Source organism: Microbispora sp. NPDC046933, from assembly GCF_040644635.1.
Taxonomy (GTDB): Bacteria; Actinomycetota; Actinomycetes; order Streptosporangiales; family Streptosporangiaceae; genus Microbispora.
In genome coordinates this window covers 57,964-70,257 of sequence record NZ_JBEYWW010000012.1, presented here as the reverse complement: position 1 = coordinate 70,257, position 12,294 = coordinate 57,964, and the positions used below count along the sequence as shown (strand labels likewise).

At 74.1% G+C, this 12,294-nt stretch carries 10 protein-coding genes; 4 read left to right on the top strand and 6 right to left on the bottom strand.

The genetic code is table 11. The features are described from left to right. Window positions 1-184: 184 nt before the first annotated feature. Complete coding sequence (locus ABZ857_RS17910; RefSeq protein WP_357044180.1) at window positions 185-931, bottom strand: MBL fold metallo-hydrolase; 747 nt, start codon at window positions 929-931, stop codon at window positions 185-187. Window positions 932-986: 55 nt separating this feature from the next. Further along, window positions 987-1,358, bottom strand: coding sequence for a helix-turn-helix domain-containing protein (locus tag ABZ857_RS17905; protein ID WP_357044178.1), 372 nt, complete (start codon window positions 1,356-1,358; stop codon window positions 987-989). A gap of 76 nt (window positions 1,359-1,434) precedes the next feature. Between ABZ857_RS17905 and ABZ857_RS17900 the strand changes: the two genes are divergently transcribed. Then, on the top strand, window positions 1,435-2,292 hold the full coding sequence (locus ABZ857_RS17900) for an SDR family oxidoreductase (protein WP_357044176.1): 858 nt from the start codon (window positions 1,435-1,437) through the stop codon (window positions 2,290-2,292). Here ABZ857_RS17900 and ABZ857_RS17895 read toward each other — a convergent pair whose 3' ends face one another. From ABZ857_RS17895 to ABZ857_RS17885, 3 genes are all read right to left on the bottom strand, one after another. Beyond that, window positions 2,293-5,634: a BTAD domain-containing putative transcriptional regulator gene (locus ABZ857_RS17895; protein WP_357044174.1), complete on the bottom strand. Its 3,342-nt coding sequence runs from the start codon at window positions 5,632-5,634 to the stop codon at window positions 2,293-2,295. A gap of 76 nt (window positions 5,635-5,710) precedes the next feature. Then, complete coding sequence (locus tag ABZ857_RS17890; protein WP_357044172.1) at window positions 5,711-7,036, bottom strand: HAMP domain-containing sensor histidine kinase; 1,326 nt, start codon at window positions 7,034-7,036, stop codon at window positions 5,711-5,713. Window positions 7,037-7,089: 53 nt separating this feature from the next. Beyond that, a complete protein-coding gene (locus ABZ857_RS17885; RefSeq protein ID WP_357044170.1) occupies window positions 7,090-7,773 on the bottom strand; it encodes a response regulator transcription factor in 684 nt (227 codons plus the stop codon). A gap of 158 nt (window positions 7,774-7,931) precedes the next feature. On the opposite strand from ABZ857_RS17885, the gene ABZ857_RS17880 reads away from it, so the two are divergent. After that, window positions 7,932-8,609 (top strand): hypothetical protein, encoded by a 678-nt coding sequence (locus ABZ857_RS17880; RefSeq protein WP_357044168.1) that lies wholly within the window; start codon window positions 7,932-7,934, stop codon window positions 8,607-8,609. A gap of 101 nt (window positions 8,610-8,710) precedes the next feature. Here ABZ857_RS17880 and ABZ857_RS17875 read toward each other — a convergent pair whose 3' ends face one another. Further along, window positions 8,711-9,397: a DUF305 domain-containing protein gene (locus ABZ857_RS17875; RefSeq protein WP_357044166.1), complete on the bottom strand. Its 687-nt coding sequence runs from the start codon at window positions 9,395-9,397 to the stop codon at window positions 8,711-8,713. Between the two features lie 403 nt (window positions 9,398-9,800). Here ABZ857_RS17875 and ABZ857_RS17870 point away from each other — a divergent pair, with 403 nt between their 5' ends. Together ABZ857_RS17870 and ABZ857_RS17865 are read left to right on the top strand one after the other, a co-directional pair. Then, on the top strand, window positions 9,801-10,805 hold the full coding sequence (locus ABZ857_RS17870) for a LacI family DNA-binding transcriptional regulator (protein ID WP_030510556.1): 1,005 nt from the start codon (window positions 9,801-9,803) through the stop codon (window positions 10,803-10,805). Further along, the gene (locus ABZ857_RS17865) at window positions 10,792-12,264 is read left to right on the top strand and encodes a serine/threonine-protein kinase (protein WP_357044164.1); all 1,473 of its coding nucleotides are present in this window, start codon (window positions 10,792-10,794) and stop codon (window positions 12,262-12,264) included. The genes ABZ857_RS17870 and ABZ857_RS17865 overlap by 14 nt, the downstream gene beginning before the upstream one ends. The last annotated feature ends 30 nt before the right edge of the window (window positions 12,265-12,294 follow it).

The window sequence follows — 12,294 nt, the reverse complement described above, 5'->3', positions numbered from 1 at the left end:
TCGTTCATAAGACATCGTGCCTGCCCAGAAAAGGCTTCGACAGTCCCGCCACGTTAACTGCGCGTATGGCAACGGGGCGAACCGGCCATCAACGAGCAAAGCGCCGGTGAGCTGGACCGACTCGCCGCGTACAGGCGCGGGGCGTCCGCCCGCCCGTCACCGACCGCAGCCGTCCGGCTGTGACTCACCGGGGATCGGGCGCCCCGGCGAGGCCGCGTACGGCGCCGATCACCCGGGCGACGCGGTCCCCGGTCGCGGTGGGCCCGTGGGCCGAGGCGATCGCGATGATCTCCATGGCCGCGAGCCGGTCGACGTGCCGGCCGAAGATCCGCGGGTCGAGCCAGCGGTGCCAGGGGCTGAGCCCCGAGCCGAAGGCGCGCACGGCCTCCAGATAGTCCTCCGGCGGGAGGTCCCCCGCGTCCGCGGTCGCGACCGGCGCCTCGGCCCCGAAGCAGTCGGCCGCCCAGTAGACCCCGCTGCGGTCGTCGTACAGCCCCCGGGTCCCCGGCGCGTCGTAGAGCGGGGGCCGCACCGCGGTCAGCCGCCGGTCGCCCGCGTCGAACGACTCGTCGTCGGCGATCCGGCGCGTACGGCCCGGCGGCGGCGCGAAACCGCGCCCCGGACGCGGGGGCGAGCCGATGACCAGCGTCGCGGCCGGGCACATCTCGAGGGCGGTCTCCAGGTTGCCCGTGTGGTCGGGGTCGTCATGGCTCAGGAAGATCCACCGCACGTCGCGCGGCTCCACGACGGAGAAGACGTCCTCGGTCCAGCGCTCGCGGTGCTCGGCCGCGCCGGTGTCCACGATCACCGGCTCGCGTCCGGTGATGACCATCGAGTTGGTGTGGGCGTATCCCGCCACGACGGGTTCGATCACCGGGACGAGCACCACGTCGGGCGCGATCCGCCAGGGACCTGTCGGCTGTGTGTCCATGCTCCACAGGCTCGGCGGACGGTCTTGTTCCGAACTTGGCGCGGGCTTGCCCGCTTCAGCGTCCCTCGTGGCGCTCCCGGGCGGCGACGACCTCGGGCATGCGCTCCTCCGTCCAGGCGATGAGGGGGAGCAGGCGCTCGGCGGCCTCGCGGCCGAGCGGGGTGAGGCTGTACTCGACCCGGGGCGGGATCGTGTGCTCGGCCTCCCGCAGCACCATGCCGTCGCGTTCCAGTGCCTGGAGGGTCTGGGACAGCATCTTCTCGCTCACCCCGTCCACCCGGCGGCGCAGGGCGTTGAAGCGGTAGGGCCCTTCGTGCAGGGCCGCCAGCGCCAGGATCGCCCACCTGCCGGTGAGCGTCTCCAGCACGGTGCGCGAGGTGCACTTCCGTGAGAAGACGTCGGCGACGAGGTCCTCGAACTCCTCCATGGCCGCCAGCTTACGCTCTCGAAGTACTTTCTGATAGAAAGCACTAACCGATAGAAAGCACTGCGGAGGAGTAACCATGATTGTCGTGACCGGAGCCACCGGACACCTCGGCCGTCTGGTCGTCGAGGAGCTCGCGGGGCGCGTGCCCGCCTCGCGGATCGTCGCGGCGGTGCGCAGCCCGGAGAAGGCGGCCGACCTGGCCGGGCGGGGCGTCCAGGTGCGCGAGGCGGACTACGACCGTCCTGACACGCTGGGACCGGCGCTCGAGGGCGCCACCCGGGTCCTGCTCGTCTCCGGCACCGAGCCCGGCCGTCGGGTCGACCAGCACAAGGCCGTGGTGGACGCCGCCAGGGCGGCCGGCGTCGAGCTGCTCGCCTACACGAGCATCCCGCGCGCCGACACCAGCCCGCTGGGCCTCGCGCCCGACCACAGGGCGACCGAGGAGTACATCCGCGCGAGCGGGCTGCCCTTCGCCTTCCTGCGCAACGGCTGGTATCACGAGAACTACGTCGCGGCGGCCCGGCAGGGCGCGCAGAGCGGGCTCATCCTGGGCAGCGCCCGCGACGGCCGCGTCGCATCGGCGGCGCGCGCCGACTTCGCCGCCGCCGCGGCCGCCGTCCTTGCCACCGAAGGGCACCGGAACGCGGTGTACGAGCTGACGGGCGACCTCGCGTGGAGCATGCCCGAGCTGGCCGCCGTGGTCTCCGAAGTGTCCGGCACACCGGTCGAGTATCGGGACCTGCCCGTCGCCGAGTACGCCAAGGCGCTGCAGGAAAACGGCCTGCCCGAACCGGTCGCGGCCCTGTTCGCCCAGGTCGACGCCGACATCGCCGACGGCTGGCTCGGCGACACCCCCGGCGACCTGTCCCGCCTCATCGGCCGCCCGACCACGCCGCTGCGCGACACCCTCGCCGAGGCCCTGAAGAACGGGTGATCACACGCTGGTGAGCAGGGCCAGGATCGGCTTCTCGTGCAGGGTGGCCCCGGAGCGGCGGACGAGAGCGAGCGCGGCGCGCAGGCGGCGGCCCGCCGCCTCGCGGTCGCCCCGCGCGAGCGCCAGGCGGGCCAGGCACAGGTCGGTCACCGACCAGCCGAGCAGGCGGCCCTGATGCGGCAGGAGCAGGTCGTGCAGCGCCGCCGCCGCGGCCGTGTCACCCAGGGCCAGGCACACCTCGCTCAGCAGGTCGGGGATGAACCGATAGGCGATGTCGCCCCGCATGCCGGCGAAGCCGTCGCGGGCCAGCCCCGCGAGGACCTCCGCGGCCTCGTCCCTCCTGCCGAGGTCGAGCAGGGCCGCGCAGCGCAGCACCCGCCATCCGGGCTGGCCGGGCCGCCGTGCCAGCGCCTCCTCCGACAGCGCGAGCGCCGCCGCCGCGTCACCTCGCATCCGCGCCGCCAGGCAGCGGAACACCCGGGCCCGGCTCTCGGCGTGGTCGCGGCCGAGCGCGCCCTCCGGATGGAGCCGGGCCGACTCCTCCGCCTCCGCCAGGGCGCGGCCGGGGTCGCCGGTGAGATGGGCGTGGATCGCCGACAGCCAGGCGGTGAGGCTGAGCAGGGCGGGCTGCCTGATCCTGCGAGCGGTGTCCGACAGCCACGTCAGCAGTTGCGCCGCCCGCTCCAGCTCGCCCTGTTTGACCAGCTCGACGTGCTCGGCCTCGCGAGCCAGCCATTCGGCCACCAGGTCTCCGGTGCGGCGGGCCACCTCGGTCATCTCGTCGATGGCCGCCTGCCGCTCGGCGTGCCCGGCGACCCCCCGCGACAGGATCTCGTACGCGCTCAGCGCCCGCAGCAGCGACCTGTCGTCCTCTCGCAGGCGGGCCTCCCGTACGGCCTCAGCGGCGAGCGCGCAGCTCTCCTCGACCGGCCGGGTGAAACAGCCCGTGACGGCGAAGGCCGCCAGGAGCTGCGACCGCCAGGGCGAGCCCTCCCCTTGGCTTCGCAGCGCCCGCTCGATCCGCCCGGTCAGCGCGCCGCCCGCGGCCCATTCCTCGTACATCGCCCACGACAGCGGGTCGGAGAACCCGAGCGCGGCGCGGGCGAGCCGGTCGTCGTCCCCGAGAGCGTCGGCGATCTCGGCCGCCTCCTCCAGCGAGGCGTGGACCTGCGTGCTCATCCCGGCCGCCGACTGCGCCTCGGCCAGGCCGAGCAGCAGGTCGCACCGCAGCGCGAGGCTCTTGCTCGCGGTGGGCACCGGAAGCTGGCCGGTGAGTGCGACGGCGTGCCGCAGGTGCTCGACCGCGTCCTCGTAGGCGAACTGGGCCATGGCGTGGGCGGCCGCCTGCCGGGCGTACTCGATCGCCTTGGCCGCCATGCCGGAGATGACCAGGCCCTCGCGGTAGTGGTGTGCCAGCTCGGCCAGGTGCGTGCCGCGCCGTTCGAGCACGGCCGCGATGCCGGCGTGCAGGCGGCGCCTGCGCAGCGGGGCGAGGCCGTCGCGCAGCACGTCGCGGACGATGTCGTGGGCGAACCGGTAGACGAGGTCGTGCTCGGTGAGCAGGCGCGCCCGGACGGCCGCGTCGAGCACGTCGAGCACCTCGTCGCGCGGCACGTCGATCACGTCGCGCACCACGTCGAGCAGCACGTCCAGCGGGGCGTCGCGGCCCAGCAGCGCCGCCGCCGACAGGACGCCGGGGGCGCCCGGCGGCATCGCCGCCATCCTGCCCCGCAGCACGTCCGCCACCGCCCCCGGCACCTCGCCGCCGTCCAGATGGACCAGTTCCCCCAGGAAGAAGGGGTTGCCGCCGGTCCGCCTGGCCACCTCGGCCGCCCGCGTCGCGTCCGCGCCCGCCCGCCGCAGGTATTCGGCGATGGCGTCCTCGCCGAGGCCGCCCAGCGTGATCCGCTCGACGTGCGGGAGCCGTACGAGCGTGGCGAGCGTGCGGGCCAGCGGCCCGCCGACCTCCGTGTCGCGGTACGTCGCGATCACGGTCAGCTCCGGGCACGCCCGCGTGGTGGCGAGGAACTCCAGCAGGCGCAGGGACGAGGCGTCGGCCCACTGGAGGTCGTCGAGGACGACGAGCACCCTGCCGTGCGCCGCGGCGTGCTCGGCGACGAGCCGGGCGAACGCCTCGTACAGCGCGAACTCCCGGGTCGCGCCGAGCGTCTCGGCCAGTTCGCCGTGCCGTCCGGTCAGCTGCCGTACGGCCTGGGCCCAGGGCCAGAACGGCGGCGCGCCCGTGCCGTCCCAGCAGCGGCCGAAGACCGCGACGGGCGCGTGCGCGGCGGCGTCCTCCGCCAGGCTGGTCTTGCCGATGCCCGGCTCGCCCGCCACGAGCACGATCCGCGGGCCGTCCGCGGTGACGGCGCGGCGCAGGACGCGTGATTCGGCGGCCCGCCCGATGAGCGCGCCCTCCCGCCGGCCGGGACCGTCGGCGCCCGTTGCCCCATCGGCAGCGGGGGCGGGGTCACGGGAAGTCGCGGACAGCGCGCCGGCTACGGGAGCGGGGTCACGAGGAGTCGCGGGCAGCGCGGCGGCTACGGGAGCGGGGTCGTGGGAAGTCGCGGGCGCGGGCGTCAGCGCGGGGTCCTGCTCCAGGATCCGCCGCTCCAGCTCGCGGGAGCGCGGATCGGGGTCCAGGCCGAGCTCGCCGACGAGCAGCCGGCGGCCCTCGGTGAGCAGCGCGAGCGCGTCCGCCTGACGGCCGGCCTGGTAGAGGGCGTGCGCGCCGAGCCTGCGCAGCCGCTCGCGCAGGGGATGCGCCGCCACGAGCCTCGTCAGCTCGGGCACCAGCGCCCGCCCGGACCCGAGCGCGAGCTCGGCCTGCGCCACGTCCTCGACGACCGAAAGCCTGAGCTCGGTCAGATGGGCGATCTCGTCGCGTGCCCAGGGCTCGTCCTCGAACCCCGCCAGCGGCTCGCCCCGCCACTCTTTCAGAGCCAGGCGGAGCTGCCCGGCGGCTCCCGCGTGGTCGCCCGCCTCCAGCAGCCGCCTGCCCGCCGCGACGGCCGCCCCGGCACGACCCAGGTCGAAGCTTTCGGGCGGCAGCTCGATCGCGTAGCCGCCCGGCCTGCTCACCAGCACCGACGGCTTCGCCCTGCGCACCCGGCCGGGTTCGAGCACGCGCCGCAGCTTCGACACGTACGCCTGCACGGTGTTGACCGCCCCCGGCGGCGGCTCCTGCTCCCAGAGCGCGTCCACGATCCTGGCCGTGCTCACCGGACGCGGCGCCGCCAGCACGCACAGGGCCAGCACCGCCCGCTGCTGGGACGGCCCGATGTCGAGCGGCGTCCCCCCGTCGTCGAGCACGACGACCGGGCCGAGCACGCGGAACTCCAACGCGATCCCCTCCGGTTGCGGTCCCCCGAATGTATCCCGCCCCAGTCGGTCTTTTCGGACGATCTGCGACAAACGGTCAGTGGCGGGAGCCGCGGGCGCGGGTGCGCCGCAGCAGACGGCGACGCGGGCCGGCGGCCCGGCCGTCGGTGTGCAGCCACAGGTTGACCCCGGTCCCCCCGAGCGCCGAGGGCTCGATGCGCACCCCGCCGCCCGTCGACTCGGCGAGGCGCCGGGCGATGTCGAGGCCGAGCCCGGTGGAACCTGCTCCGCTGTTGCCCCGCCGCAGCGCCTTCTCGGGATCGGGGATGCCCGGGCCCGCGTCCGCGACGAGGATGCCCACCATGCCACTGCCCCGGTGCAGGGTGACGCGGAAGGCCGTGCCCTGCGGCGTGTGGCGGAAGACGTTGCCGAGCAGCGCGTCGACCACCGCGCCGAGATCCGCCGCGGCGACCGGCACCGGGCTGGGCTCGTCCGCGCCGACGAGCTGCCACGGCCGCGCCTGGTCCTCGGCGAGCGCCGACCAGAAGGCGAGCCGTTCCCGCAGCACGAGCGCGGCGTCGCAGCCCGCCGGCACGGCACGGGAGGGCCGCCGGGCGGCTTCGATGATCTCGTCCACGGCCTGTTCGAGCCGGTCGATGGCGAGCCTGCGCTGCTCGGCCTCGGGACCGGTGCCGCCGAGGTTCAGCCGGAGCGCGGTCAGCGGGGTGCGCAGCCGGTGCGACAGGTCGGCGGCGAGCTCGCGCTCGGCCGCGAGCAGCCCCGCCACCTGGTCGGCCATCGTGTTGAACGCGCGCCCGGCGGCCACCAGCTCGGGCGGGCCGTCCGGGACGATGCGCACCGTCAGGTCGCCCGCCCCGAGTGCCGCCGCCGCCTGCCCCAGCCTGCGTGCCGCCCGGACCACCCGGGCCCCGAGGCGGTCGGCCACCACCACCGACCCCACCACCAGGGTGACCGCGACGCCGGTCAGCACGGCCCAGGAGGTGGACACGCCCTTCCTCGCGTCCGCCTCGGGCGCGTACACCTCGATGACGGCCCGCCGTCCGCCGCCCAGCGCGACCGGCCTGAGCAGCACGTATCCCCTGCCGACCGGCACGGTCCTGGCGCTTTCCGCCGCGCTCGCGACGTCGGCGGGCTCCACCCGGGAGCGGCCCACCGTACGCCCGCCGGAGAGGTGGACGGCCAGGCGCGAGGTTCCCGCCGGGGTGCTGGCCAGCGCGCGCTCCAGTGCGGCCGCGTCGTCGGTCACCACGAGGGCGGGCACGATCGTGGCGGCCTGCCGCTCGGCGTCCGCGAGCGCGCGGCTCTCCGCGATCTCCTTGACCGCCACGGCCAGCGGGATGAGGAAGGCCAGCGCGACCATCGCCGTCACGGCCACCGCCACCAGGGCCAGGCTCCGTCTCACCGCCGCTCCCGCTCCGGGGCTCGTGCCGTCATCGCGGTTCCCGCTTCGGGGGCTCAGCCCCCGGCAGGGGGGCTGAGGCGTACGCCGACGCCCCGCACGGTGTGCAGATATCGGGGGCGGGACGCGCTCTCGCCGAGCTTGCGCCGCAGCCAGGACAGGTGGACGTCGATCGTCTGGTCGTCCCCGTACGACTGCCGCCACACCTCGGCCAGCAGTTCCCTGCGCGAGATCACGCGGTCGGGACGGGCGGCGAGGTAGGCCAGCAGGTCGAACTCCCGGCGGGTGAGGTCGAGCGGCACGCCGTCCAGGCGGGCCTCCCTGCGGTCGGCGTCGACGACCAGGCCGCCGACCCTCGCGACCGACGACGGCGCCCCGGGCCTGGCCCTGCGCAGCACGGCCTCCAGGCGGGCGTTGAGGTGGTCGCCGGAGAACGGCTTGACCAGGTAGTCGTCCGCGCCGTCGCGCAGCAGGCGGACGATCTCGGCCTCGTCGTCCCGCGCGGTGGCCACGATGACCGGGACGTCGGAGATCGCCCGGAGCATCTTCAGCGCCTCCGCGCCGTCGAGGTCGGGCAGCCCCAGATCGAGGACGACCACGTCGGGGGCGACGTGGGCGATCTCCCGCAGGGCGTCGAGCGCCCGGCCCGCGCTGCGGACCACGTGGCTGCGCCCGGTCAGGTCGCGGATGATCGCGGATCGGACGAACTCGTCGTCCTCAACCACCAGAACGGTCGCCATGGGGCAGAAACGTACACTCCCGCCGGGTACGGCGTCCCGGGAAGAGCGATCCGAAACGTGGAGACTTGTGGCGATTTAAGGCAGGCCAAAATTGCTAATGGTTGCCCGAAAACGGCGGAGCGGTAAATAGGGGCCACGAGATAGAGTGAGCGGCCACCATGAGAAGGGCCGCAGGTTATTTGATCGCCTGGTGCGGGGCCACCGCACTCGCCGTCGGCGTGTCCTGGCTCGGCGTGCGCGACGTGCTGCGCAGCGCGATCCTGGACGACGCGCCCCTCGCCCCCGTGGTGGCCGTCGCCGCTCCCCTCTCCGCCTCTCCGGGCACCCCCGCACCCACCCCGCAAGGCACGCCGGACGGCGGAGCCTCCGCCGGCCCGTCCGGGGAACCGGCCGGGGAGCCGCCCGAGAAGCCATCCGGGCAGCCGTCCGGTGAGCCGCCCGAGAAGCAGTCCGGAGTGCCGTCCCCCTCCCGGTCCACCCTCGCTCCCGCCCGGACCGCGCGGACCTCCCCGGCGCCGCGCCCGGCCCGCTCCACGTCGCCGACGGAACCAGCGGGATCGGCGGGATCGGCGGAGTCCTCGCCCACCGCCCGGCCGCGCAAGGCCGCCGGCGGGGAGAGCCTGCACACGTTCACGCTGAAGGGCGGCCGGGCGACGATCGCGGTGACCTCCAGGGACTGCCGCGTCGTGACCGCGACCCCGAACGACGGCTACGAGGTCAAGGTCTGGGAGGCCGACCAGTGGCTGCGGGTCGCGTTCCTCCGGGACATCCACGAGTCGTCGGCGTTCTGCACATGGAACGCCCTGCCGCCCAGGCTCGACACGTACGAGAACTGAGCAGGCCCAGCCGGCGCGGTCCGTCCGGCAGGGCCCAGTTCAACATTCACCAGTGCCCCGGCCGGAGGCCCCGGGTGCAGGAGGGCCCGGTTCGGGTTGGCTCAGTCCAGGAGGGCGCGATGCTTCTTGAGCTCCTTGACCTCGGCGCCCAGCGAGGTGGCGGTGGCGACGGCCAGCGCCTTGGCTCCGGCGAAGGCGCCGTCCGCCTGCTCGGTCCGGGCGAGCTTGATCGCACCGTTGTCGTGCTCGATCATCAGCGTCACGTACTTCCGGTCGAAGGACGGGCCGTTCAGCTTGGCGAGCGCCTCGATCTCGGCCCGCGTCTGCATGCCCGGCATCGCGTGGTCGCGCGGCAGCGGCTCGGCCCCCCACATGTCGAGCCAGCCCTTAAGCGTGCGCGTGTCGGTGTCGCGGGCCACGGCGACCTTCGCCGCGAACTCCCTTAGCCACAGGTCGCCCGCCCGCGCCTGCGCGAGCCCGGCCATCTCCAGGGCCTGGAGGTGGTGCGGGATCATCTGCCGGGCGAACGCCACGTCGGCGGCGTTGCTCCCGGTGGACGGATCCGCCGCGCCGGTCTCACTCGGCGTGGCGGTGAGCGCGGCCTCGGGGCTCGGCGTGGTCTCGGGGCTCGGCGTGGCCTCCGGAGTGAGCGCCGCCTCGGGGGTGGCGGCGGGCGAGGTGGCGGCCGGGACCGCCGGGGCGGGCGAGGCGGCGTCGCCCGCCCGGTCCGGCGCGCCGCATCCTGCGAGCAGGGCCGTCGCGAGCACGCCCGTTAACGCGGCCGTCACACGAGCCTGCACAGAGGGCAGCCGGCGGATAGTGGTCGTCACTTGAGGGCCTTTCCGGTTCTCGCTCGGGGACGGACGCGACGGCCGCCGGGGCCGGGCGCGATCGGGTCCGTCCGTGATCCCTTGCCGCAGGACCCTACCGCCGGGCAGCGACTCCGGCCGCCCCCGCATGGCATTTCGGCATATTTACGGTGATTATCGGACAAGCTGGGCATCTTGTGTCAAAATTCCCATTCGCTTCCCTGGATCACCCTCGTGCTCTAGCCTCCAACTGTGCCAAACAGGAGCGAAACTCTACGAAAGGTTTCACACCGAGGAAACCTCTGTTGACACGAGCGAAACAGTGATACTTTCGCTTGGGAGCGCTCCCAAGCCGTGTGAACCTTCGGGCCGAGGAGACCGGATGGCCGATCTTCCCACCCTCGCAGAGGTAGCCGCCGCAGCCGGCGTCTCCCCGGCAACAGCTTCCCGGGTCTTGACCGGCTCGGTACGCGTGACCACGTCGACCCGCCGACAAGTCCACGACGCGATGTCGCGTCTGGGCTACGTACGGCGCCGCGCCCCCAGGGGATCCGCGGGCAGGCGGGCCGAGCAGATCATCGCCGCGGTCGTCTGCGAGCACAGTCCACGCCTTTTCACCGAGCCGTTCTACGCCAGGCTCCTGTCCGCCTGCGAGGAGGTGCTGACGACGCACGGGGTCCCCATGGTCGTGATGACCGCGACCCCTGCGACCGCCTCCATCGCCGCACCGCCGCTGGTCGCGGGCGCCGTCGACGGCGTCCTCCTGATCGGGGCACGCGCGCGGCACCCCCTCGCGGTCACGCTGGCGGCCTCGGGCGTCCCGGTGCGCTGTGCCGGGCGGCCGCCGGACGGCATCGACCTCCCGTTCGTCGACATGGACAACCGTGACGGCGGACGGCAGGCGGCCGAGCACCTGCTGCTCAACAACCGCAAGCACATCGCCACGATCGCCGGGCCGCCGACCCTGCCGGCCGCCCGCGACCGGCTGGAGGGCTTCCGGCAGACGCTCCGCGACGCCGGCGTGCTCGACATGCCCGTGGCGTACGGCGACTTCACCCACGCGTCGGGCGCGCACGCCATGCAGTGGCTGCTGCAACGGGCGCCGCACCTCGACGCCGTGTTCGCGGCGTCGGACGTGATGGCGGCCGGGGCGATGCAGACGCTGCGCCGCGCCGGGCGGAAGGTGCCGGACGACGTGGCCGTCATCGGGTACGACGACGCGCCCGTGGCCAGGCACACCTCGCCGACGCTGACCACGGTCCGGCAGCCGGTCGAGGAAATGGCCACGCTCGCCGCACGACTGCTTCTCATGACACTCGGGGACGGGGACAATCCCAAGGGCAATCCGGTGCTGCCCACGGAACTGGTGGTTCGTGAATCGGCCTGAGCTTCGAGAAGGCGATGTCCTGACCCGTCGTTATCTGCTCCAGGAGCGCATAGCGACGGGCGGGATGTCGGTCATCTGGCGTGCCTTCGACCAGTCACTCCAGCGCATGGTCGCGATCAAGGTGCTGGACGGCTCGCTCGACGACGACAACCCCGGGCGGGAACTCATGCGGCGGGAGGCCAGGGCCACCGCCCGGCTGATCCACCCGGACGCGATCGAGGTCTACGACTACGGCGAGACGGTCACGAACGGCGGCAGGCTGGCGTCCTTCGTGGTCATGCGCCTGCTGGAGGGCAGGTCGCTGGCCGACCGGATCACCGAGGGCCCGCTGCCCTGGGCCGAGGCGGTGGAGATCGCCGCCGGGCTGGCGAAGGTGCTGGCGGCGGCGCACGACCGGGGCATCGTCCACCGGGACGTCACCCCGGAAAACGTGCTGCTCGCCGACGACGGGCCCAAGCTGCTCGACTTCGGGATCGCCGCGTTCATCGGCGAGGCCGACGACCAGCTCGTCGCCGACTTCGGCACGCCGCCGTACGTCGCGCCGGAGCGGCTGAAAGGGACGACCGCCGACCCCGCCGTGGACGTCTACGCGCTCGGCGTGCTGCTGTTCGAGATGCTCACGGGCGCCCTGCCCTACCCGGAGAAGACCTGGGAGGCGATCGAAGCGGCACGGCGGGAGGGACCGCCGCCGGCGCCCGAAGGGGTGCCGGGCCTGCCGCAGGAGGTCGCCGACCTGTGCCGGCTCTGCCTGAGCCCCGACCCCGTGGACCGGCCGAGCGCGCGGGCGGTCGCCGCCGCCCTGACCGCGGTGAAGAAGCCGCCCGGACCGCGGGGGGCCGGCTGGGGCGCCGCCGCAGTCGGAGCCGCGGCCCTGGGCGGCATCCTCTGGTTCACCCAGACGCACGGTCCTGAGGTCGGAGCCGTCGCCGTCTTGCCCAGCCCGTCGCCCGTGTACGCGCAGGCCACCGCCTCGCCGCCGCAGCGGGCCGAAGCCGTCGCCGAACCCCGGCACACGGTCGCGCCCGTCGCGGACCCCCTACGCACGGCCGGGCCGGTCCGGCACCACCCCTCCCCCTCGGTCAGCGTCAAGGTCGTCGAGAAGGACCGGCACGCCGGGGACACCGTCAGGCGGCCGAAGACCTCGGCCACCCGCAAGTCCGACGTGGCGCCGCTGCCTCTGGCCACCACGGCCGCGCCGCTGCGGGTCGACACCGCGGTCCGGCAGTTCAACCTGCTCGTGGACGGCGCGGAGGCCACCCACGACATCGACGACGACGTCGCACTCGATCTCAAGCAGGTGCTGCGCAACGCCGTCGGCAACGGTCAGGGGCTGTCCACCATACGTACCAAGATCGAGGTCCGGTATCAGGAGGGACGGCTGCCGCTCACGCTGAAGGGGGAACTGCTGGCCGCGCTCGACCGGGTCGAAGCCGCCCTCGCCGAGGCCCGTGACACCTGACGTGGGAGCGCTCCCAGAACAACCCTCTGT